At 55.0% G+C, this 21,214-nt stretch carries 13 protein-coding genes and 1 pseudogene; 8 read left to right on the forward strand and 6 right to left on the reverse strand.

Annotation, left to right across the window (positions count from 1 at the left end):
- Nucleotides 1–191: 191 nt before the first annotated feature.
- From Pla52nx_RS08855 to Pla52nx_RS08865, 3 genes are read right to left on the reverse strand one after another with little or no spacing between them, the layout of a single operon-like run.
- Nucleotides 192–557, reverse strand: coding sequence for an SPW repeat domain-containing protein (locus Pla52nx_RS08855; protein ID WP_146519630.1), 366 nt, complete (start codon nt 555–557; stop codon nt 192–194).
- Complete coding sequence (locus Pla52nx_RS08860; RefSeq protein ID WP_146519011.1) at nt 557–1,189, reverse strand: vitamin K epoxide reductase family protein; 633 nt, start codon at nt 1,187–1,189, stop codon at nt 557–559. Before Pla52nx_RS08860 ends, Pla52nx_RS08855 begins: the two co-directional genes overlap by 1 nt.
- Nucleotides 1,179–2,249, reverse strand: coding sequence for an NAD-dependent epimerase/dehydratase family protein (locus tag Pla52nx_RS08865; RefSeq protein WP_146519010.1), 1,071 nt, complete (start codon nt 2,247–2,249; stop codon nt 1,179–1,181). The genes Pla52nx_RS08860 and Pla52nx_RS08865 overlap by 11 nt, the downstream gene beginning before the upstream one ends.
- Before the next feature lie 300 nt (nt 2,250–2,549).
- Here Pla52nx_RS08865 and pepN point away from each other — a divergent pair, with 300 nt between their 5' ends.
- Together pepN and Pla52nx_RS08875 are read left to right on the forward strand one after the other, a co-directional pair.
- The gene (gene pepN, locus Pla52nx_RS08870) at nt 2,550–5,255 is read left to right on the forward strand and encodes an aminopeptidase N (protein WP_146519009.1); all 2,706 of its coding nucleotides are present in this window, start codon (nt 2,550–2,552) and stop codon (nt 5,253–5,255) included.
- A gap of 2 nt (nt 5,256–5,257) precedes the next feature.
- Complete coding sequence (locus Pla52nx_RS08875; protein WP_146519008.1) at nt 5,258–7,411, forward strand: Tex family protein; 2,154 nt, start codon at nt 5,258–5,260, stop codon at nt 7,409–7,411.
- A gap of 1 nt (nt 7,412) precedes the next feature.
- Here Pla52nx_RS08875 and Pla52nx_RS08880 read toward each other — a convergent pair whose 3' ends face one another.
- On the reverse strand, nt 7,413–7,970 hold the full coding sequence (locus tag Pla52nx_RS08880; protein WP_146519007.1) for a gamma carbonic anhydrase family protein: 558 nt from the start codon (nt 7,968–7,970) through the stop codon (nt 7,413–7,415).
- A 1,411-nt stretch (nt 7,971–9,381) separates the two neighbouring features.
- Between Pla52nx_RS08880 and Pla52nx_RS08885 the strand changes: the two genes are divergently transcribed.
- The 3 genes from Pla52nx_RS08885 (at nt 9,382) to Pla52nx_RS08895 (ending at nt 12,493) form a co-directional block, all read left to right on the forward strand.
- Entirely contained in the window at nt 9,382–10,008 is a 627-nt protein-coding gene (locus Pla52nx_RS08885; RefSeq protein WP_342190366.1) for a transposase zinc-binding domain-containing protein, read from the forward strand.
- Between the two features lie 713 nt (nt 10,009–10,721).
- Nucleotides 10,722–11,261 carry a hypothetical protein gene (locus Pla52nx_RS08890; RefSeq protein ID WP_342190367.1) on the forward strand — a complete coding sequence of 180 codons (540 nt, stop codon included), beginning with the start codon at nt 10,722–10,724 and terminating at the stop codon, nt 11,259–11,261.
- Nucleotides 11,262–11,371: 110 nt separating this feature from the next.
- Nucleotides 11,372–12,493, forward strand: a complete 1,122-nt coding sequence (locus Pla52nx_RS08895; RefSeq protein ID WP_342190214.1) for an ISAs1 family transposase — start codon at nt 11,372–11,374, stop codon at nt 12,491–12,493.
- 2,273 nt (nt 12,494–14,766) lie between these two features.
- On the opposite strand, the pseudogene xerC reads toward Pla52nx_RS08895, so the two are convergent.
- Nucleotides 14,767–15,693 (reverse strand): annotated as a pseudogene (gene xerC, locus Pla52nx_RS08900) (site-specific tyrosine recombinase XerC); the annotation flags it as partial.
- Between the two features lie 71 nt (nt 15,694–15,764).
- Nucleotides 15,765–16,703, reverse strand: coding sequence for an Rpn family recombination-promoting nuclease/putative transposase (locus tag Pla52nx_RS08905; RefSeq protein WP_342190368.1), 939 nt, complete (start codon nt 16,701–16,703; stop codon nt 15,765–15,767).
- 342 nt (nt 16,704–17,045) lie between these two features.
- On the opposite strand from Pla52nx_RS08905, the gene Pla52nx_RS08910 reads away from it, so the two are divergent.
- The 3 genes from Pla52nx_RS08910 (at nt 17,046) to Pla52nx_RS08920 (ending at nt 20,081) form a co-directional block, all read left to right on the forward strand.
- On the forward strand, nt 17,046–17,852 hold the full coding sequence (locus tag Pla52nx_RS08910; protein WP_146523891.1) for a transposase: 807 nt from the start codon (nt 17,046–17,048) through the stop codon (nt 17,850–17,852).
- A 674-nt stretch (nt 17,853–18,526) separates the two neighbouring features.
- Nucleotides 18,527–18,814 (forward strand): transposase, encoded by a 288-nt coding sequence (locus Pla52nx_RS08915; protein WP_342190369.1) that lies wholly within the window; start codon nt 18,527–18,529, stop codon nt 18,812–18,814.
- A 727-nt stretch (nt 18,815–19,541) separates the two neighbouring features.
- Entirely contained in the window at nt 19,542–20,081 is a 540-nt protein-coding gene (locus tag Pla52nx_RS08920; RefSeq protein WP_342190370.1) for a hypothetical protein, read from the forward strand.
- Nucleotides 20,082–21,214 lie beyond the last annotated feature (1,133 nt).

Genomic DNA, 21,214 nt, shown 5'->3' on the forward strand with positions numbered 1-21,214 from the left:
CTAATGCCGCGGGAACGAACCAATGTGGCATTGAAAGATTTTCCTAACCCGACGCGTCAGCGAGGGATAACGGCATTGAAAGACTTTCCTAACCCGACGCGTCATGATGATTGCCGTAGTGGATTTCGTCAGAAATCCTCTGCGATAGCTGGGGAATTCTGGCGAATCCCTTTGCCAAAAATGATGGTGAATCAATGGTCGTTGGCACCTTTTTGAGTGGCCCGATCGATTTGCCAAACCAACGGTGGGTGTGACGCGTGATTGGGGATCAACGCGATCATCAACAGGAAAAGTCCAACGACGATGTGATTCTGGTGGATGGGCGAAGGGGGCAATACGGCGAAACGCCCCCAAATGATCAGCCCGACGGCAACCAACAAACTCAGCAAGTGTGCGTGCCTGGTTGGTTTCCAATAGGACAATCCTGCAAGAATGCAAATCAAAAGTGCAATTCCAAGATCGCTCCACAGCAAAACCATGTTCGACTGAACATCAAAGATGAACGGGCTGGCGGCGAGCCAAACCGCCGTCATGATTTCAACAACACGTCCCCACATCATGACACCTCACGTGAGAGAAGCTGTTCAGCGGCTTGATCCAGTTCATCACTGCGGTATCCCCAGAATGCATTCCACAGGATTCGCATGCTGTGATGATTCTGCCACACGATCCGCAGATAGGCGAGCGACACTCGCACCTCATCCCATGCCCAGTAGACGAGGATCAAGGAGATTGCAGCCGTCACCAAACACAGAAAGCACCAGTCTCCCACGATGAAAGCTTGGCACAGCACGAGAATGACGCTGACGATGCCGAGTGGAATCACGTCGATTCCGAACAGGATCACCAGCCATGGACGATACTGCCAGCGCCGAGTCGAACCTGCGAATCCGAGAATGGCATCGCCCAAGTAGGCGATCACACCGAGCGCCGCGTCGTGAATCCCCAACAATCCAAACATCGATTGAGCGGTGTCCGATTTCAAGACTTCGTTGCTGCCGTTACCAAACACCGGATCCCAAGTGCTCTGAATGAACCCCCACTGATAGAGCGAGAGGTGGGCAGAGATCGCAGCGGCGACGAACGCGAGCAGGCAGATCGGAATTCGCTGAGACCAAGCGGACGGATTGTGTTTGTACGGCGGAACCGAGCGATTCAGGTCATCGACGGGAAGTGCATCAGTTGCCATGGGGATAAACCAATCCGTTTTTCTGGTACCACGCTTTGGGATCGGATTTCAACAAGTCGGTCATCGCTGCGATGCTGTCGGCGAGCGAGTGCTGCGGTTTCCAGCCCAACAATTCCCGTGCCCGCGAGACGTCCAGTGCGTAATGATCATCCGCCATGTTGACCATGTATGGTTTGATAAAGGCATCTCCGCCTTGGACGAAATCGGTCACGGCCGCCCCGACTTTGGCGATCGGTTTGGGAACATACATCGTTGCCCATTCTTTGTCGTGCAACTGTTGGCCGATCAGATTTTGCAAGCTTTCATAGCTGGGGGGGTCTGCCTCACCGATCAAGATGGCTGTTTTCGGCTCGATCTGTTGGCGTCGTTCGACCGTTCGTACAATCGCATCGATCGCGTCATCCAGGTGCACGGCGGACTGGCCGGTATCGGTATCGCCTGGAAAGAAGTGCCCCTGGAAATCTTTCTCGTAGATGCGTTTGAGCTGCTGAACGATCGTCGGCTGTCGTCCATAGTCTGTGTAGATGCCAGCGATCCGGAGAAACACGGATCGCACACCGGGATGCCCGTCGCGAATCAATCGCTCTGTCTCTATTTTACTCGCCGGATAGGGCCACTTCGCCTCCAGGGGATCGTCTTCGCGGATGTGCTCACCGACTTCGCAGGGCTCATGAACTAGCATGGTGCTGGTAAAAATGAACTGATCCAGTTCAAAGTCTTCCAGTTCATTGAGCAGGCGATCGGTGCCATTGATAGTGACCTTTTCGTAGAGGTCGTTGTCCTCGCCAGAAAAGTCATAGAACGCGGCCATGTGTACCACGCTGGCCAATCGTCCACCGGTCATCGAGTGCACCTTTTGCATCGCGTGTCGGACCGAAACCGAATCGCTGATATCACATTCGATATCGCGAATGTTTGCATGATCCTTCGGTGGTTCGGGCAAACCGACACGGTCGAAACCGAAAACGTAGTAGCCGGCATCGGCCAGCCGCTGGCAAACGGGGCGGCCGAGCAAACCAGAACTACCGGTCACGATCACGGCGGGAGATTGGATGGACATGTTGCTATCAGAATGAGTTCTTGGAGGGGTGTCTTTTGGAACGATGATCGTTCTTGAACTTCCAATTCGGCAAATCTCGTGCCATGAGGGGGATTCGGTATACGACGCCTGCTGTCGATCGAAAGGGGTGCTGTTTGCACGATCGGCAATCATCTCGATCGCTAGCCCACCAAGCATTCGGCAGATGCCACCGGTGCGGGGTTGCTGATCTGGCCCTACAATGCGTGGCCAAGCCGGTCAGCGATTTTTTTTGCGTCGTGATCGGTCGGTCGTCAGCTTTCCACCACGCGAGAAGATGCCTTGTCCGAATCGTCGCCCACTGAAACAGAAACCGAAACGCCATCAGAAACGCAATCCGTGCGAACGGTTTATCGCAAAGACTACACGCCGCCGAATTTTTGGGTCGATCATGTGGACCTGCAGTTCGATTTGCAGCCCAACGAAACGTATGTCTCCGCTCAATTGCGTGTTCGACGCAATCAAGACCAACCGCCGGGGCCGCTGCAGCTCGATGGCAATCATCTGCAGCTGCAGTCCGTTGCGGTCGATGGACGAACACTGTCATCGACCGAGTATCAGCTTACCACCGGTGGCTTGATTCTGACCGACTTGCCAGAGGAGTGTGTGGTGGAGACTCGAGTGGTCATTGACCCCGAGTCCAACAAGGCACTTTCGGGGTTGTATCGCACGTCTGGCAATTATTGCACCCAGTGCGAAGCACAAGGATTTCGACGCATCACGTTCTTTCCTGACCGCCCTGACGTGATGAGTCGCTATCGGGTGACGATCCGTGGCGAGAAAACACAATGCCCTGTGATGCTGTCCAACGGCAATCGCCTGTCGCAGTCGGATTTGCAGGACGGACGACACGAAGTGATTTGGGAAGACCCGTTTCCCAAACCCAGCTATCTGTTCGCGTTGGTCGCGGGCGATTTGAAATGCCATCGCGGCAGCTTCACCACTCGCAGTGGACGCGAGGTGGCTTTGGAGATCTGGGTGGAAGAACGCAATCTCTCGCAGTGCGAACACGCGCTGGTGTCTTTGCAAAAATCCATGCGATGGGACGAAGACGTCTTTGGATTGGAGTACGACCTCGACATCTACATGATCGTCGCGGTCGACGATTTCAACATGGGGGCGATGGAAAACAAGGGATTGAATGTTTTCAATTCCAAGTTTGTCTTGGCACTGCCCGAGACGGCCACCGACAGTGATTTTCTGGGCGTCGAAGCCGTGATCGCACACGAGTACTTTCACAACTGGACCGGCAATCGCGTGACCTGCCGCGACTGGTTTCAATTAACGCTCAAGGAAGGCTTGACTGTTTTTCGTGATCAACAATTCACGACCGATCAAACATCCGCCGCCGTGAAACGAATCGACGACGTGGTTTCCTTGCGTGGTCGTCAGTTTGCCGAAGACAGCGGGCCGATGGCACACCCCATCCGCCCCGAATCGTACATCGCGATGGACAACTTTTACACCGCGACGGTTTACGACAAAGGTGCCGAGATCATTCGGATGTATCACACGCAACTTGGCGCGGAGGGATTTCGCCGCGGGATGGATTTGTATTTCCAGCGACACGACAACAGCGCCGTGACCTGTGACGATTTTCGTGCGGCGATGGCGGATGCCAACAAGGTTGATTTCACGCTGATGGACCGCTGGTACTCGCAAGCCGGCACACCCGATCTGACCGTCGATGATCAGTGGGATGCGGATTCGGGACAGTACACGCTCACTTTCACGCAATCGTACCCGCCGTTGCCCGAGTCGATCCCGGGCGTCTCGGGGCGACAGCCGGTCCCCATTCCGATCCGCACCGCTCTACTGGATTCCAACGGCGATGAGTTTCCGATGCAACTGACCGGCGAGATCCCTCACCCGACGAACGAAAGGGTGTTGATGCTCAACGATACCCAGCGTTCCTTTGTGTTCACCGGCTTGTCACAACGTCCCGTCCCGTCGGTGTTGCGAGGATACTCCGCGCCGGTGCGGCTTCGCATGCAGCGCGACGACGAGCAGCTCGCGTTCCTGATGGCGCACGACAATGATTCGTTCAATCGTTGGGACGCCGGTCAAACACTCGCATTGCGATTGCTGGTTTCTTATGCCCAGGGCGAAGATCTATCCGGCAGCGATTCCTTAACAAGATTTCTTGATGCGATCGGACAACAAACCAGCGATACGACACTCGACGGATCGTACCTCGCCCTGTTGTTAACCTTGCCGAGCGAGTCCACGATTGCACAAGAAATGAAATCGGTGGACCCGGACGCGATTCACAGCAGCCGCCAATTCTTGCGTGCTCAAATTGCCGCTCGTCACGGCAACTGGCTGGCGGAAACGTATCGCAAACTGGCGCAGAGCGGGCCTTATCGAAACGATCCGGCCAGCATCGACGGTCGTCGGCTCAAGAACACCGCGTTGGCTTACCTGACGCTGGATCGCGATACGTTAGGGCCTGATGAGAAGTCTGCTGAACTGGCCGCCAACCAGTATGATTCCGCGGACAACATGACGGATCGTCAAGCAGCGTTAAGTCTGTTGTGTGACCTCGGTGGCCCCAAATGCGAAGCCGCCTTGGCAGATTTTTATGACCGCTACCACGGCATGCCACTCGTGTTGGACAAGTGGTTTACAGTGCAAGCTCTGTCCAGTGCCGAATCGACACTGACGCACGTGATCAAGTTGACCGAACATCCCGACTTTGACCTCACCAACCCCAATCGTGTCCGCTCGCTTTTGCAAGCGTTCACGATGAACCAGGTGCGTTTCCACCGTCCAGATGGAGGTGGCTATCAGTTGCTGACCGATCACGTTCTGATGATCGATCGTCAGAACCCCCAATTGGCGTCACGCTTGGTATCGCGGCTGAACGATTATCGACGACTTGAGCCAGTACGCCAGGGATTGATGAGAGAGCAATTGGAGCGTATCAATGCGTCGAAATCGCTTTCCAACGACGTTCGAGAAATCGTCACCCGAGCACTGGAGTTTTGATCATGGATGAGAAACAAGTCGTCGCTGCCATCGCAAAGAGCCTGGGTGTCCAGGCGAAACAGGTTCAGGCTGCCGTGGATCTGCTGAGCGCAGGAAACACAATCCCCTTCATCGCGCGATACCGCAAGGAAGCGACCGGATGTCTCGACGAGATCGCGTTGCGTGCGATCGAGCAAGCGATCGAGCAGGCCAGGGCGCTCGCCGCCCGCAAACTCACGGTGCTCAACTCGATCGAGCAACAAGGCGAGCTGACCGACGCATTGCGAAAAAAGATCGAGGCGTGTGAGGACATGCGCACGCTCGAAGCGATCTATCTGCCGTACAAGCCCAAGCGACGGACGCGGGCCACGATCGCCCGTGAAAGGGGACTTGGACCGCTGGCCGACCTGTTGTTGAAACAGTCTCCGCTTGGTCAAGCAAAACAGTCGGTGCTGAATCGATTTGTCAGCGCTGAAAAAGAAGTCCCCGACACGCAGGCAGCTCTCGCAGGCGCATTGGACATCGTGGCTGAAGTCTGGTCAGAGGATGCCGACACCCGCCAATGGTTGCTTGATCGAGCGACCAAGTTTGGCAAAGTGGTCTCGAGCGTCAAAAGGGGCAAAAAAAAGGTTGAGGGAGCAGACAAGTTTGAGCAGTATTTTGAACGCCAAGAGTCGGTGTCCCGGATTCCCGGACACAGAATCCTCGCCATGTTGCGCGGCTCGGCGGAAGGCATCTTGAATGTCGCCCTGGAGTTGGATTCCGGTCGTGAAGTTGGTGACTTGCGACGACAACTGGTCACCAACCCACAGTTCGAATTCGCGAAAGAACTATCCGAATGCGTCACGGATTGCTTTGACCGATTGCTGATGCCGGCGACGGAGTCGTCCATCGTTGCTCAATTGAAAGAACAGGCCGACGATGAAGCGATTGCGGTGTTCGGCAAGAACCTGCATGAACTGCTGATGGCGGCGCCGGCAGGTCCGCGCGTGACGATCGGAATCGACCCCGGATTTCGAACGGGTTGCAAAGTCGCGGTGCTGGACGGAACCGGACAATTTCTTACGAACACCACCATCTATCCGACGCCGCCCAAGAGCCAAACCGACGTGGCCGGCAAGGAATTGTTGAGCCTGATCCGCAAGTACAACGTTGAACTGATCGCGATCGGCAACGGCACCGCGTCACGTGAAACCGACGCTTTTGTTGGTGATCTGATCCGCGATCACGAGCTGCAGGTGACCAAGGTCATGGTCAGCGAGTCGGGGGCATCGATCTATTCGGCCAGCGACATCGCGGTCAAAGAGTTTCCCGACTTGGACATCACCGTGCGGGGAGCGATCAGCATCGCGCGTCGGTTGCAAGACCCGTTGGCCGAGCTGGTCAAGTCCGATCCCAAGTCGATCGGTGTCGGTCAGTATCAACACGATGTCAACCAAACCAAATTGCGAAAGTGTCTCGAAGGCGTGGTGGAGTCGTGCGTCAACAGCGTCGGCGTGGACCTGAACATGGCCAGCGCACCGTTGCTTTCATACGTCGCCGGCATCGGCCCCAAGCTGGCAGAGAACATCGTGGCGTACCGAAATGAGCACGGACGTTTCCAGGATCGCAAGGAGCTGACCGCTGTCGCCAAATTGGGCAAACACGCGTTTCAGCAAGCGGCCGGATTTCTCAGGATTCGCGACGGCAAGCAACCCTTGGACAACTCCGCCGTTCACCCCGAGTGCTATCCGATCGTGGAGAAAATGGCAAAGAAACTCGGCGCCGGGGTTCAAGCCGTCGTTGGCAATTCCGGGCTCAGCGCGAAACTCAAGCCGGAGGAATTCATCGACGACCGCTTCGGCTTGCCAACGATCCAAGACATCATCGCCGAATTGGCCAAGCCGGGGCGTGACCCTCGCAGCGAGTTCCGTGTCGCCAAGTTCAACGATCGTGTCAACAGCATGGACGACCTACGGTCCAACATGGTCCTGGAAGGCGTCGTCACCAACGTCACTCACTTCGGTGCGTTCGTTGATTTGGGCGTCCATCAAGACGGATTGATTCACATCTCACAACTGGCTGATCAATACGTTTCGGACCCCAACGAGATCGTCGCGGTCGGAGACATCGTCAAAGTGAAAGTGCTGGAAGTCGACGCGGGACGTAAACGGATTTCGCTGACACGAAAGCTGTAAGTCACGCGTCGCCTTGCATGCTTCGATATTTTGCGGCCAGACCGACGTAGTGCCGAGTTCCCTCTCGGCATCGCTCCGCCAGTGCGTCACTGACGGGCTTGACCGGTTTGGCGGGGCTACCCATCGCGAGATATCCAGGCGGAATCTGAGTGCCTTCTGTGACAAGCGAACCGGCCGAGACAACGGCGCCGCGACCGATACGTGCACCGTTGAGCACGATCGCACCGATACCGATCAAAGCCTCGTCTTCGACGACCGCTCCATGGATGATCGCCCCATGACCAACGGTGACATCGTTTCCGATGAGACAGGGCATCCCGGGATCACAGTGCAGCACACACCGGTCTTGGATGTTGCTGCGTTCACCGATCTCAATCCGTTCGGTGTCACCACGCATCACGACGCCGAACCAAACGCTCGAGTCCGCTCCGATCCGGACTTCGCCCAAGACCTGAGCGTCGGGGGCGATGAAGACGCTCGCGTCCACCAGCGAAAGGTCGGTGACGAGCGTGACAATGGGTTCACGACGCGGCGTCCTGGCGGAACCTTCGAATAACATCGCTAAGTCGCTTCTCTGAGGAGGGGGGCAAGTACGTCAGCCTTTCCAGGCTGACATTCATCGCAACCATGATAGGTCATGCTGTGCATGACGAAAGGCGGTACGCCCTTCCATCCGAGCGCTACGGATCCTTTGTAGCAATCGTGGAAACGCGAACGGCTTTCGATCCAACTTCGTTCTCACCCATGACCCTTTCGCCCTGCGCGACATTGAACTGCTCTACCACCAGCAAAAAATCCACGACACGCTACGCGTCCACAGCCAGCAAGGTGGCTTGTGCCTAGTGGTCGGACGCCCCGGAACGGGCAAGTCCGTGATCAAAGAGGTTCGAATAGAACGCCGTTCTCCTTTTCCTGATTCGAAACTCCTTCCGTCGAGCTTGTCTCGGCGGAGGAAACAACTGACGGCTACCAACGCACGCAAACAAAACTTCCCCACCGCGAATCGCCTTCGGCGATTCGCGGGCGGTGGGGAAGTGAATGCGATTGTGTTGAGGGTAGCTGCCATTTGTTGCTCCGAACCGGGGCAAGCCCGGCGGAAGCAAAGAATCCATCTTGCGTAGACCGTGAATGCCGCCCGCCCAACCTTTTGCAGTCCGGCTTTCGACAGCCAAACCTAGGAATCATCGCACGCTGTACTCGAACACGTACGTGCCTTTGGGCAAGAGGTGCGAATAAAACCCCGTTCCCCTTTTTCTGGTCGGCGTGTTCCACTGGCTGTGTCGCGACGAGCGAAGACCTTTTGGGGAAGAAGCAGTGGTTCGTCTATTCGTAAATGTCACCTAAGCATCGCAACTTGATTGCAGCTACTTGCCCCAACGGGGCAACACATGATAGCCCAGGGCAGAGCGAAGCGTCGCCCTGGGCAAGCGGGATGAATGATGGCCAAAAGCCCTGAAAGGGCGAAACAAATCCGGAAGTGGTGATGATGTTGCAACGCCCTTTCAGGGCTGAGGATCGGGTTTTGATTTTTCATACCCAGGGCGTCGCTTCGCTTTGCCCTGGGCTATCTTGTGACTGCCCTTTCAGGGCGATGGCAGTTCATGGTCGCCACCAGCATGACCCACGGGAACTGGTGGCCCCCTGTGAGCCTCAGGCGCTAGCCGTGGGCCTGAAGCGGATTGTGGTGCCCGCCCACGGCTAGCGCCTGAGGCTCACTTTGATTGCGACTCTTGGAACAAAAACATTGGCTGAAGAGAAGGATTGCGTCATACACAGCATGACCTGCGGGAACTGATGCCCGCGTGAGCCTCAGGCGCTAGCCGTGGGCCTGAAGCGGATTGTGGTGCCGGCCCACGGCTAGCGCCTGAGGCTCACTTTGATTACGACGCGTGGAGCAATAACATTGGCTGAAATAACAGCATGACGCACGGGACCTTTTAAGGAAAAAGGATCGAGATGGACAATTGATCGTGTTTGATCGAAAGGCAGCGAATCGACAACGTGAGACTGCCGCACAACGGCTGTCCATCGCGAAAGTCATCGCTGAATACGGTGGCGACGTCGACTACCGCGATGGCCTGCCGATGCGTGCCGGTGATCGCACAGCGAAAGTGATGAGCTTGATCCCCAAGTGTCGCACCGGTGCCCTGGGTGGATGCACTTGGCAATGCCGCGATTGTGATTCAAACCAATTGGTCCTGAAGTCCTGTGGCGACCGACACTGCCCGACTTGCTCGGCGACCAGTCGCTATCGCTGGCACGAGCAACTGCTCTCCTGGGCGATCGGCTGTGACTACTTGCACCAAGTCGTCACCGTGCCGCATGAACTCAACGATCTGATCGCCGCCAACCAAGGCACAGCGCCGGAGTACCGTGGCCAGAGCGAGAATCAGCACGTCTTCGGCTACCTGGCCAAGTACGTGGCGGGCGTGGCGATTGGTGATCGGCGATTGATCCGCGTCAACGATCACGAGGTGGTGTTCGACGCGAAGGACTATCGCGACAAGTCGCATGTGGAAGTGTCGATGCCGCCCAAGGAGTTCTGCTACGAGTTCTCCCGACACATCCTGCCGCACGGGATGCCACGCACCCGCTAGGGACGTGAAAAGAATTGTTGCTGCCTATGACCGTGAAGCGGTCTCAGACGGTAGCCGGCGATAGAGCGCAGCGATCATCGCCGGTTCATTCGGTCTGACGAGAACCGACCCCGGAGGCAGTCGCAGCCCAGATTCCGAGAAGCCTGCGACACCCTGCGGGGTCGATTCAACATGGTCGTCGCATACCACGGGTGCGCCTTCGGCGACCCGTGGTTACCTTCTGCGATCCCTCGCGGGATCCAATTTAATCGCGTTAGAAACCCCGCTCCCCTTTTCGAAGAAGTACTCCGATTAGTGTTCGATCAGTGAAGATTAGTGGTTCTGCTTCTCTTGAAGTACGATCCGTTTTCACGTTTGCGATGCGTCGTTATTAATCAGCAAGCCGACCTGTATCTCACTGGCTTGAGTGTGGTTTGTTTTTGGGAACACTAATTGGCACTAATCGAACACTAATCAGCAGAACTGCAAGCAGGCTGGATGAAGGCGGCTGGCCAGCAGTTACCGGCAAGGCAGGATTTGGTTCTGTATTTGGGGGAGACAAGCTTCGCGAGCATTCAGATCAGCGGAAGAAGCTAGCCCTCCCCTTCCCCTTTTCGAAGAACTCAGTTGGCGAAGTGCGATTTGGTAGAAGATTACTGGTAGCGACTGCACGGGCGAGCCGTTTTCTGTGACATTTTCTACCAGTAATCTTCTACCATCTCCGGTCTGAACCATTGAGCGCCGCGCAAAATATTCGAGAGTGGACTCTGACTCTGTTGCGGAAGAATCGCAGAAGTGTGCGTCTGTCACAAAACTCTAGAAAATTCCCTTCCCCTTTCCAAGTACGCCGCACGCTGTGGAAGCAATCGCATCCCGAATCGGACGACCCGACAGAGTTGGATTCGCAATCGCCTTTAGAAGAATCAACAACCAAGGAACCTCACGACTATCGCTGCAAGAAGTGCAACGGCTTGGTCGACCCGGCCGGCCAGTTGGAAGGATCGCTGACGGTCTCGCTGTTGGCGGTCGCGCACTGGGTGGTGACATGGCAGCAAGCGCAAGCCACAACGACTCAGGTTGTTCCCCATTGGCGACGGGCACTGGCTGCGGTGATCGGGCAGCGGATATCGATGCCAAGCAAGAACGCATTCATCAATGGCATGCGATCTGGACTGATTCAGACTGATGCTCATTGGTTGAGCCTGATCGAACAGGCGATCGAACTGGTGAGCGAAGAAGTGGAGTGGCCCGAAGCAACCGCGAGACCACCGTGACATCAGGGCGATTGCGCCACACTGGGTAATTTGCGAAGATGAGCGAAGATTCGTGTTTGGGTCGCTGAGATGCAGTGGCTGGGCGAATCGACTCGCTCAGGATTGGCTTGATGGAACGCTCTGCTTCACTGATTGAAAAACTTAATACCGTTTCCGATCCACGACCGGGCGAGCCGATTTATCCGCTTGTCAATATTCTCTTTATGACGATCTGTGCGGTGATCGCTGGTGCGGATGATTTCGTTGCGATCGCTAAGTTTGCCAACACAAAGAAAGAATGGTTCTCCAAGTTCCTGGATATGACCGCAGGAGTTCCATCGCACGATCGTTTCAACGCCATCCTCAATGCGGTCAAACCTGAAGAGTTTGAACCGATGCTGCTCGAATGGATCACTCAGCTTCACAAGATCACCGATGGCCAAGTCATTGCGATCGACGGCAAGACTCTTCGCAGAAGCTACGACACTGCGACCGGCAAAGCTGCCATCCACATGGTCAGTGCATGGGCGACGGCTAACCACATCAGCCTTGGACAAACGGTGGTCGATGCGAAGAGCAACGAGATCACAGCGATTCCTAAATTGCTGGAAATCATCGACGTTTCCGGAGGTTTGGTAACGATTGATGCAATGGGCTGCCAAACAGAGATCGCTGCAAAGATCGTTGACGAAGGTGCGGACTATTGCTTGGCAGTGAAAGGGAACCAACCGACACTTCACGAGGGAATCAAGGCCTTCTTCTTGGATCATCTTGAGGATGACTTTGCCCGAATCGAGGTGTTTGAACATCACACGAAGGAGACCGATCACGGACGTGTGGATGAGCGTAGCTACTACTTGTGCAAGGTTCCCAGCGATCTTCCAGACGCCAGTCGTTGGAAAAATCTCAGTGCCATCGGTATGTCGATCAACAACACGGAACGTCGAAAGGGCGACGAGATCGCAGTGCGTTATTACATACTCAGCAAAACACTTGAAGGAGAATCGTTTGCCTGTGCTGTGCGTAACCACTGGGGCATCGAGAACAGCTGTCATTGGCAGTTGGACGTGACGTTTGGCGAAGACCAATGTCGCATTCGCAAAGGTCATGGTGACGAGAACTTCAGCACGCTTAGACGGACGGCCTTAAGCTTGCTCAAGCAAGAGAAAACTGCGAAGTGTGGAGTCAAGAACAGGCGGCTCACCGCCGGGTGGGACGATGACTACATGGAAAAGGTCGTTTTCAGTCGGTAAATCGCCGTGCAATCGCCCTGACCGTGACATCGAGTTCAAGCATTCCATCGCGTTGCTCCGCACTCATTGGTTTTCAAATACAAACCGACCAGGCTCATCAATCGTCTGTGCAATCGCATCACGATGAATTTGGCACAAAACATCAAGTTCAACCGCCAAGGCGCGACCGTTTCGAGTCACTCAAAGTGATTGCATCGCCTGCAATCGAACCAACCAAGAGCAAGACACCGCGTTGCTTACCCAAGTCACACTGGGCAATCTCGGCAACCAGCTAAACCAGCAAGTCCTAGCTGGCAGCACCCCCAAGAAAGTAACCCTCAATCAACGTCCGCGTGCTCGGCAGAGGGTTCGGGATTTAAGAAGTCAAGTTCGGTTGAATCCCGAATCCCGAGTCTGACCCCGGCGAAGCCTTTCCGGCCCGCGAAGTCCTGCGTGCAAAGCTTGCTGTTAGTGATAACGCGTTTGAAACCAAGTAGTTACATTAATGACTGTGCCATTCGTGGATGAAACCAATTAGCCCTTCAGTACCGCCGCAGCAATCTAACCAATAGGGAACCAAGCGATGACTGAAAAACATAATGAACCTCAGCAACCGGACCTCCGGAGCCTCAACGCTGCGCTCCGGGCAACGCAAGAAATCCAGCCAAAACCAATCCGATCTTCGCTTGTTTAAGGCCTAGCGACCGCAAGCCCACAAAAAATAAATAAGCATTCCCGGCGAGAGATTGATAAACGTATGCGTCAATACCAAGCTTAGCTTTGCATAGTGCCTTGCCCCCCAAATACACCATATCGCATTCAGTGTATGCAGAGAAAATATTGCGGCGATTGGGATAACAAATTGCAGTGTATCACCAACAATGGCAGCTAAGCGGAAAACGTCGATTCCACACGAGAGCTTAATCCCATGAAATAAAAAGGTGATCGCAGCGACGTAAGTCAGCACAGTAGCACCAGTCGTCGGTAGGATTCCCGAAAACCGCTTTGTACGCAATTGACCGCCGTGGTCACTCTTGACAGAGATCAAAATAATCAGCACGGCTAAAGTAGTAAACGCCAGGACTAATAAGGAATAAATTCCAAGTGCGATACCCCTCGCGCTAGCAAATAACCAACTGGTAGATAGGTATCCCTGAAGTACCAACTGCCAAACCACGCAGTTTGTAGTCAATTTTGCAGCGAGCGTCCGAGGGACGCGAGCGTGATCGAATCGTGACTCTTTGGTGCGGGACTCGTCAAAGCTCTCTGGCGAGACGTAGGGATTAGGCGATGACTTCATCTACATTACATGCGTTCCGATTCCGATCAACATCCCGAACGGACCAGCGGGCCGGGAGGGATCTACACATTTCTTCCCTGAATTCACGGGCCGAACGCGAAAATAGTAATTTGTATAGATTGATGTATTTCGAGCTCTATCGAGTGTTTTGGCGCAGTCATAGGCGGCAACATCGGCAGACCCATGCTCGCCGGTAGAGCAATTTGGAGAAACGCGATCCGCAGTCCCTGCACCAGGGGGATCATTTATTAAGAATCCTTGAGCGTCATAAACACACTGTGTACCATGTCCGCATCCAGAACTCCGCAGTTCATAATGCCCTCCGGGATGGTAGTTTCCCCATGCCTGAGTAACGCCAAATACTCCAGACATATCTGAGAAACTCCATGAAGACGGGTCGGGGTTGCATTTATATATTCCGCCACCAACTACGAGAGCTGAAGCATCGCAATTCTTTTTCACGCATCTAATAGTGCAAGGACATGCGGGTAGCTTTCCAATCCAAGAATTTAGCTCGCGGAGTTCTCTCATGTACCAAAGGTACATGTTGTTACCGGTGCATGGCGAAGGCGCCGGGTTGAAAGTTGGTGTCGCAGGTGGAGTTGGTCCCGGCCCTCCCGAAGGCCCAATGGCGTCATCGTAAGCATCTGCTGCGGGGCCTGATGGGTGCCACGGAGATGAAGCAAGAATTGGAGACCATGCCCATCCGTCATGATCCAAACGTGCTGCAGGGCTCCCACCAAGGAACTCGTAGAACTCAAACCCAAAAGATGGATCTTTATTTGGATCTCTGGAGCAAGACTCCACTTGAGTGACTGCGTTGAAGGTGCAGTGGCGTTTGAGGCGGTGGGGCGTTGGTAAGACGTGATTTCGCACGGGCTGATGGCAACGACGACTTCCCCCGCGCGCGTGGGCGACGGTGACGGGTTGGCGGCGGGGGATTTTTTGTCGGCGTTGCATGTGACTCATTGTACGGCATCCAACTGCGATGCGGTTAGTCTTCTTTTCGCTCTGCCGGATGCGTTTTGTCATGGATTTCCTGCAACCTGCGGATCGACGTTCTGGCGTAGACCTGCGTCGTGTCGCTCTTGGCGTGTCCCAGGATCTGCTGGATCAACGTCAAGTCCGCGCCGTTCTCGTGCATCAGTGTCGCCATCGTGTGTCGGTAGATGTGACACGCTCCCGGCTTGTCGATGCCGGCGGCTTGGATGTAACGGCGACCGTACTCCGTGATCGTGTCCGGCTCGAACTCCGTGCCGTGGATCGTCAGGAACAGCGTGTTGTCGCTCGCGGGGGTTGAGAACTTGTCGCGGACGCCTTCGACGTAGCGGGCGATCCAGAGCAACGCTCTGGTGCCGATCGGGATGTAGCGGTCCTTTTGGCCTTTGCCCCGATCGATGAACAACGCCCGACGGTCGACTTGGATCTCGTCCAGACGTAGCGCACAGAGTTGGAAACGGCGGATGCCGGTGGAGTAGAACGTTTCCAGGATGGCACGATCACGTAGACCGATGGGCGTCGTTACGTCGGGCTGGGCGAGCACTTGCTCGACTTCGTCAGCCGTCAGGATCGCTTTGGGAAGCGTCTTGGGTTGCCGGGGGAGCTCCAAGTCGGCGGCGGGACTGAACGCGATGTGGTTCATCTTGGCGAGCCAGGCGAAGTACGTTCGTATTTCTTTGAGCGCAAGATGCTGACTGCCCCAACTCAACGGCTGGCCGTTGGATTTGCGGTACCGGTACAGGTGACGTTGGTAGCTTTCCAAGATCGGCTTGGTGATGTGGATCGCGCACGTCAGGTCGCGGTCTTGGCACCAGATCGCAAAGCCGCGAACGTAGGTGATTCGCTTCTTGATCGTCGCTTCGCTGTAGTTGCGAATGCGAAGCCGATCGGTGTGCTCGACCAACAGGCGATAGAAGCCGCGTGGATCGTTGGTGTCGCCGGGACACTAAAAACTCCCATGCCCTCTCCGGAGAGTCGGAGACCGGAGACTTATCAAGATTCCCTGTCGCGCAGTCGCTTCTGAAGGTCTGACATTCGCTTCGTAAGTGCATCGATGCCTTGCGGAAGCAGTTCCCCGTCACCAGTGGGGGCCTCTCCCAAGAGCTGCTCGAGAAGCTGGATTTGGCCTGCTAATTTGCCTTCCTCACGTCCTTCCTCACGTCCTTCCTCACGTCCTTCCTCGCGCCCTTCCTCACGTCCTTCCTCGCGTCCTTCCTCACGGGCACCTGAAATGGCCCACTCATAGTCTCTTTGAGCCTTTTCGCGTTGATCGTACATTTGCTTGTCTTCCGTTTTAGCGGAGATGGTTTCTATCGTGGAAATCGCTGGCTCAAACTCGATCCCGGGGAGCAATCGGCGGAGAGCTTCCCCGTCGTAATCCTGGGCGTGTAGCAACAGGAATACCCATTGATTCAGTTTACTCGCCCTGGAGATCGTCTGCTCTGCCAAGGCATACTTCGTCAATTCTACCGTGTGGACTTCGATCCCGTTGGAAATTGAACGACCGCTCCGTTGGTCCAGGAGCTGAAAACGGTGGTAAGCTTGGGTGGTTTGGGAGAAAAGAACGCGGCTGAGCAGACAAATTGAGATCGAGGGCGCGGCCAGGGCGTAGTTTCCGCCTTTGGACAGTTGGTCGACGTACATGCTACAGGCATAGTAAACCAGTCGCTCGATCAGGCCCGCATAGACCGATACTTGCATCTCCACATTGAGCATGCGACCAGAGGAATCGCGGCAACGGATATCGAGCACAATCAGTTTGCTTTCGGCAAACTCCTGGTAGCTGAAAGGATTAAGAATCTCGACGGAAACGATCGGTCGATCGAGATCGAGGATGGCATTGAGCAACCCGATCAACGCAGCAGAGTTTTGTGGAGAACCAAAGATTTTTTTGAAGGCAAAATCAACGGTCGGTCGAATTCCGAGCGGCATAGATGGCTTCCAAGCATAGGCACAACGGACGAACACGAACTCCATGTTACACAAATCAGAGCCATGGAGAGGGAGACATCGCGCCACTAGGCCGGTTCACTGCCGGCACCTTGGGACGCGGCCAAGTCCTGGTTTGCCTGCGGCGTGTTTCCCGCTACCGGTGTTGCTTTTGGAATCCTCGGTCGGCTAACACGAAACCGTGACGACGTCGCACCAGTCGGCTTAGACGCCTGATGACCTGTTATCAGCCGAAAAAGACGTGGGGCAGGTTTTTAACCTGCCGAGCTGACGGGAAATCTGGCAGGCTAAAAACCTGCCACACGGAGCAACGGATAAGGAGAATTGCGATTGCCGATAAACCTGGCGGACGAGTCGGCTTTGCGGTCCGTTTTGGCAACAGTGCAAAATAAAGACTGGATCGCCGACATCCAAGGCACGCCGCCTGAGTATCGTGGCCAAAGCGAGAATCAACACGTCTTCGGATACTTGGCCAAGTACGTGGCGGGGGTGGCGATTGGTGACGGGCGATTGATCCGTGTCAAAGATGATGAGGTGGTGTTCGACGCGAAGGACTATCGCGACATGTCGCGTGTGGAAGTATCGATGCCGCCAAAAGAGTTCTGCTACGCGTTCTCGCGGCACATTCTGCCGCATGGAATGCCACGCACCCGCTACGCAGGCTGCTTCGCCCCCAACGTACGTAAAAAGTACCTGGAGTTGTGTCGCAAGCTGTGGAAGCAATCGCATCCCGAATCCGAAGACCCTTTGGAGTTGGATTCGCAATCGCCTTTGGAAGAATCAACAACCAAGGAACCTCACGACTATCGCTGCAAGAAGTGCAACGGCTTGGTCGACCCGGCCGGCCAGTTGGAAGGATCGCTGACGGTCTCGCTGTTGGCGGTCGCGCATTGGGTGGTGACATGGCAGCAGACGCAAGCCGCATCGACTCAGGTTGTTCCGCATTGGCGACGGGCACTCGCAGAAGTGATTAAGCTGCGTTGCACGCTGCCGAGCAAGAACGCATTCATCAATGGCATGCGATCTGGACTGATTCAGCCTGATGCTCATTGGTTGAGCCTGATCGAACAGGCGATCGAATTGGTGAGCGAAGAAGTAGAGTGGCCCGAAGCAACCGTGAGGCCACCGTGACATCGAGTTCGAATCATCAATCTCGTCGTCCCGCACCCATCGGTTTTCAAACACAAACCGATCAGGCTCATCAATCGTCGATGCACTCGCATCACGATGAAATTGGCACCAAACAGAAAGTTCAACCGCCAAGACGTGACCGTTTCGTGTCGCTCAGAGTGATCACATCGTCTGCAATCCAGCCAACCAAGAGCAAGAAACCGCGTTGCTTACCCAAGTCACACTGGGCAATCTTGGCAACCAGGTAAACCAGCAAAATCTAGCTGGCAGCACCCCAAAGAAAGAAACCCTCACTCAACGTCTGCGCGCTCTGCAGAGGGTTCGGGATTTAAGAAGTGAACGCACAGGCAATAGAAAGCCGCGGAGGCGGCGGAAGCGTAAAGCCTGGGACGTAAGTCCCAGGTCTCGTTCCGCAACGATCCCGATTGAGCCCCGAAGGTGGCGACAGATTGCGGGCGATATCGTGCCCTATCTGTCGCCGCTCCGCGGCTTTCGCAATCGGCAATGTGGCACCCCATGGGGCTGACGCCCCATGCTTTACGCTGCCGTCGCATCCGCGACTATCCACGACTCGGCTTTTAAAACCCCCTTCCCCTTATTGCGATTAAAACCCCCTTCCCCTTATTGCGATTCTGCTCTCCTGGGCGATCGGTTGCGACTACTTGCACCAAGTCGTGACCGTGCCGCATGAACTCAACGATCTGATCGCCGCCAACCAAGGCACAGCGCCGGAGTACCGTGGCCAGAGCGAGAATCAGCACGTCCTCGGCTACCTGGCCAAGTACGTGGCGGGCGTGGCGATTGGTGATCGGCGATTGATCCGCGTCAACGATCACGAGGTGGTGTTCGACGCGAAGGACTATCGCGACAAGTCGCATGTGGAAGTGTCGATGCCGCCCAAGGAGTTCTGCTACGAGTTCTCCCGACACATCCTGCCGCACGGGATGCCACGCACCCGCTAGGGACGTGAAAAGAATTGTTGCTGCCTATGGCCGTGAAGCGGTCTCAGACGGTAGCCGGCGATAGAGCGTAGCGATCATCGCCGGTTCATTCGGTCTGACGAGAACCGACCCCGGAGGCAGTCGCAGCCCAGATTCCGAGAAGCCTGCGACACCCTGCGGGGTCGATTCAACATGGTCGTCGCATACCACGGGTGCGCCTTCGGCGACCCGTGGTTACCTTCTGCGATCCCTCGCGGGATCCAATTTAATCGCGTTAGAAACCCCGCTCCCCTTTTCGAAGAAGTACTCCGATTAGTGTTCGATCAGTGAAGATTAGTGGTTCTGCTTCTCTTGAAGTACGATCCGTTTTCACGTTTGCGATGCGTCGTTATTAATCAGCAAGCCGACCTGTATCTCACTGGCTTGAGTGTGGTTTGTTTTTGGGAACACTAATTGGCACTAATCGAACACTAATCAGCAGAACTGCAAGCAGGCTGGATGAAGGCGGCTGGCCAGCAGTTACCGGCAAGGCAGGATTTGGTTCTGTATTTGGGGGAGACAAGCTTCGCGAGCATTCAGATCAGCGGAAGAAGCTAGCCCTCCCCTTCCCCTTTTCGAAGAACTCAGTTGGCGAAGTGCGATTTGGTAGAAGATTACTGGTAGAAGATTACTGGTAGCGACTGCACGGGCGAGCCGTTTTCTGTGACATTTTCTACCAGTAATCTTCTACCATCTCCGGTCTGAACCATTGAGCGCCGCGCAAAATATTCGAGAGTGGACTCTGACTCTGTTGCGGAAGAATCGCAGAAGTGTGCGTCTGTCACAAAACTCTAGAAAATTCCCTTCCCCTTTCCAAGTACGCCGCACGCTGTGGAAGCAATCGCATCCCGAATCGGACGACCCGACAGAGTTGGATTCGCAATCGCCTTTAGAAGAATCAACAACCAAGGAACCTCACGACTATCGCTGCAAGAAGTGCAACGGCTTGGTCGACCCGGCCGGCCAGTTGGAAGGATCGCTGACGGTCTCGCTGTTGGCGGTCGCGCACTGGGTGGTGACATGGCAGCAAGCGCAAGCCACAACGACTCAGGTTGTTCCCCATTGGCGACGGGCACTGGCTGCGGTGATCGGGCAGCGGATATCGATGCCAAGCAAGAACGCATTCATCAATGGCATGCGATCTGGACTGATTCAGCCTGATGCTCATTGGTTGAGCTTGATCGAACAGGCGATCGAATTGGTGAGCGAAGAAGTAGAGTGGCCCGAAGCAACCGCGAGACCACCGTGACATCGAGTTCAAATTATCAATCGCGTTGTTCCGCACCCATTGGTTTCCAAACACAAACCGATCAGGCTCATCAATCGTCTATGCAATCACATCACGATGAAATTGGCACCAAACAGCAAATTCAACCGCCCTGGCGAGACCGTTTCGAGTCACTCAGAGAGATCGCATCACCTGCAATCGAACCAACCAAGAGCAAGAAACCGCGTTGCTTACCCAAGTCACACTGGGCAATCTCGGCAACCAGCTAAACCAGCAAAATCTAGCTGGCAGCGTCCCAAAGAAGAAAACCCTCAATCAACGTCTGCACGCTTGCAGGAAGGTTCGGGATTTAAGAAGTGAACTTTTCGTAACCTGCTACTGACTCGATTCAACCCCCGTCCCGTTTTCTCGTCCGTTTTCTCGTCTCGAAGCAACCGCGAGACCACCATGACATCGAGTTCAAATCATCAATCGCGTTGTTTCGCACTCATTGGTTTTCAAACACAAACCGATCAGGCTCATCCATCATCTATGCGATCGCATCACGATGAATTTGGCACCAAACAGCAAGTTCAACAGCCACGGCGTGACTGTTTCGAGTCACTCAGAGTGATCGCATCGACTGCAATCGAGCCAACCAAGAACAAGAAACCGCGTTGCTTACCCAAGTCACACTGGGCAATCTCGGCAACCAGCTAAACCAGCAAAATCTAGCTGGCAGCCAACCAAAGAAAGAAACCCTCAATCAACGTCCGCGCGCTCGCGGGAGGGTTCGGGAATTAAGAAGTGAACGTTGCGTAACCGGCTACTGATTCGATTCAACCCCCGTCCCGTTTTTCCGTTTCCGTCCCGTTTTTCCGTTTCGATTTAACCCCCGTCCCGTTTTCTTTCCTGCAATCGAACCAACCAAGAGCAAGAGACCGCGTTGCTTACCCAAGTCACACTGGGCAATCTCGGCAACCAGGTAAGCCAGCAAAATCTAGCTGGCAGCCACCCAAAGAAAGAAACCCTCAATCAACGTCTGCGCGCTGGTCGGAGGGTTCGGGATTTAAGAAGTGAACGCAAAGCCTCATCGTACCCACCCCGACCCACCAATCAAAGAGGCCTGACCCCTTTGATTTAGTTTGATTTCGTGCCCACCCCGACCCACCAAT

The sequence above is a fragment of the Stieleria varia genome, from assembly GCF_038443385.1.
In the GTDB taxonomy this organism is placed as follows: Bacteria; Planctomycetota; Planctomycetia; order Pirellulales; family Pirellulaceae; genus Stieleria; species Stieleria varia.

Bases quoted from the DNA above. Each gene is read 5' to 3' on its own strand.
- Pla52nx_RS08895 (WP_342190214.1), top strand. From the start codon at position 11,372: ATGGAACGCTCTGCTTCACTGATTGAAAAACTTAATACCGTTTCCGAT.
- Pla52nx_RS08875 (WP_146519008.1), top strand. From the start codon at position 5,258: ATGGATGAGAAACAAGTCGTCGCTGCCATCGCAAAGAGCCTGGGTGTC.
- Pla52nx_RS08905 (WP_342190368.1), bottom strand. From the start codon at position 16,703: ATGCCGCTCGGAATTCGACCGACCGTTGATTTTGCCTTCAAAAAAATC.
- Pla52nx_RS08865 (WP_146519010.1), bottom strand. From the start codon at position 2,249: ATGTCCATCCAATCTCCCGCCGTGATCGTGACCGGTAGTTCTGGTTTG.
- Pla52nx_RS08880 (WP_146519007.1), bottom strand. From the start codon at position 7,970: ATGTTATTCGAAGGTTCCGCCAGGACGCCGCGTCGTGAACCCATTGTC.
- Pla52nx_RS08855 (WP_146519630.1), bottom strand. From the start codon at position 557: ATGTGGGGACGTGTTGTTGAAATCATGACGGCGGTTTGGCTCGCCGCC.
- Pla52nx_RS08860 (WP_146519011.1), bottom strand. From the start codon at position 1,189: ATGGCAACTGATGCACTTCCCGTCGATGACCTGAATCGCTCGGTTCCG.